Origin of the sequence: Pseudomonas sp. LSJ-87 (assembly GCF_032971465.1) — a bacterium.
In the GTDB taxonomy this organism is placed as follows: domain Bacteria; phylum Pseudomonadota; class Gammaproteobacteria; order Pseudomonadales; family Pseudomonadaceae; genus Aquipseudomonas; species Aquipseudomonas putida_Z.
In genome coordinates this window covers 1-1,636 of the sequence record NZ_JAWJYQ010000052.1, presented here as the reverse complement: position 1 = coordinate 1,636, position 1,636 = coordinate 1, and the positions used below count along the sequence as shown (strand labels likewise).

Here is a 1,636-nt window from a genome sequence, read left to right as displayed (position 1 = left end):
CATGGCGATGTGGATGGCTTTGCTGATGCTCATCAGGAGTTCCTTTTCCAGTGATTTGACGCAACGGCCAAAACACTAGCGAGGAACGCCTTCGCGGGGGAGCAATGGGCTTCCTAAAACGTTGTAGGATTTTTCGCTTTAGTGCCCTGTAGGAGGACCTTGCGTCGCGACGGGCTGCGCAGCAGCCCCCAGGATCTTGCAGGCGATAAAGGCCTATTGCCCCAACATCTGCCGCACCAGCCACTGCCCCGCCGGCCCGAGCGCGCGCCGGCTCGACCAGGCCACATCCATGTCAACCCGTCGCGGGTACCCGGCCACCTGCAGCTCCACCAGCCCATTGCCAAACCGTGCCACCAGTGCCCTGGGCAGTTCGGCCCAGCCGAACCCGCGCACGGCGAACTCCAGCAGGGTGAGGTAGTCCGGTGCCGACCAGGCCTGGCCACGACCGTGGTGCAAGCTGGGGGCATAGGTCTTGATATACAGCTGCCGGACGTTCTCCAGGTGCTGCGTCTGCACCTGGGGCAAAGCCGCCAACGGATGCCCGCTGGCCACGTACACCCCAAACTCTGCCTGCTCGGGCAAGCGTGCCACGGCAACGTCAGCGGGGTAGCTGGGCTGGGTGGCAAGAATGCCGACATGTGCCAGGCCCTGCTGGATCAGCTCGATCACATCGGCATCTTCCGACGGGCCGCAGCGCAGCTCGGTATGTGGGTAGTGCTGGGCGAAGCGGGCCATCACCGCGCCCTGGAAGGTCACGCTGTAGCTGTCCGACATCACCACCGAGACCAGAGCCTCGACGTTTTCCGCCAACCGCACCGCCAGGGCATCGAGCTGGGCGCTGGCATCGAGAATTGCCTCGACATGGCTCAGCACCTGCCGCCCAGCCTCGTTCAGCGTGGGGTGACGACCGCCACGCTCGAACAACGGGCAACCCACATCGGCCTCGAAATTGGCGATGGCGATGCTGATGGTGGACTGGCTTTTGCGCAACTTGCGCGCCGCAGCGGAAAACGAACCCAGCGATGCAGCTTCGACAAAGGCGACCAGAGCTTCGGGTGAGTAGCGCATGGTATTGATAAAATCGATGGTAGCTATGTCGCGAGTATCAGTTCTATCAAAGAAAATAGGAAGCACGACTCACGCAATGGATGGAATTTGCAATGAAAAACGTCTCTTTCACCGAACGCCTGGTTCACGCCGTCGGTTATGAAATGTTCGCCGTGCTGCTGTGTGCGCCGCTGTTGTCCTGGGTCATGGGCAAGTCGCTGGCGACGGCGGGGGCGCTGGCGGTGACCCTGTCGGTGATCGCCATGCTGTGGAACATGGTCTACAACGCGCTGGTCGATCGCTACGTGCGGGTCGAGCGCATCCACTGGAAGGCCGGCGCACGCTTTGTGCACGGCCTGGGCTTCGAAGCCGGACTGGTGGTGTGGTGCCTGCCGGTGGCGGCGTGGATGCTGGAGATTTCGTTGCTGCAGGCGTTCATGGTGGAGTTGGGCTTCTTCGTGATCATCCTGCCCTACACCGTGCTGTACAACTGGGCCTTCGACAAAGCCCGGCACCTGCTGATGCAGCGTCGCCTTGCGTGAGCGCGTCCTTGTAGGAGCAGCTTTCTTGCTCAAATTCTAAAAAGGTG

At 61.7% G+C, this 1,636-nt stretch carries 2 protein-coding genes; one reads left to right on the top strand and one right to left on the bottom strand.

The features are described 5' to 3' along the window. Positions 1–213: 213 nt before the first annotated feature. Positions 214–1,068 carry a LysR family transcriptional regulator gene (locus RYH74_RS23565; RefSeq protein ID WP_025338914.1) on the bottom strand — a complete coding sequence of 285 codons (855 nt, stop codon included), beginning with the start codon at positions 1,066–1,068 and terminating at the stop codon, positions 214–216. 92 nt (positions 1,069–1,160) lie between these two features. Here RYH74_RS23565 and RYH74_RS23560 point away from each other — a divergent pair, with 92 nt between their 5' ends. After that, complete coding sequence (locus RYH74_RS23560; protein WP_317410284.1) at positions 1,161–1,589, top strand: multidrug/biocide efflux PACE transporter; 429 nt, start codon at positions 1,161–1,163, stop codon at positions 1,587–1,589. Positions 1,590–1,636 lie beyond the last annotated feature (47 nt).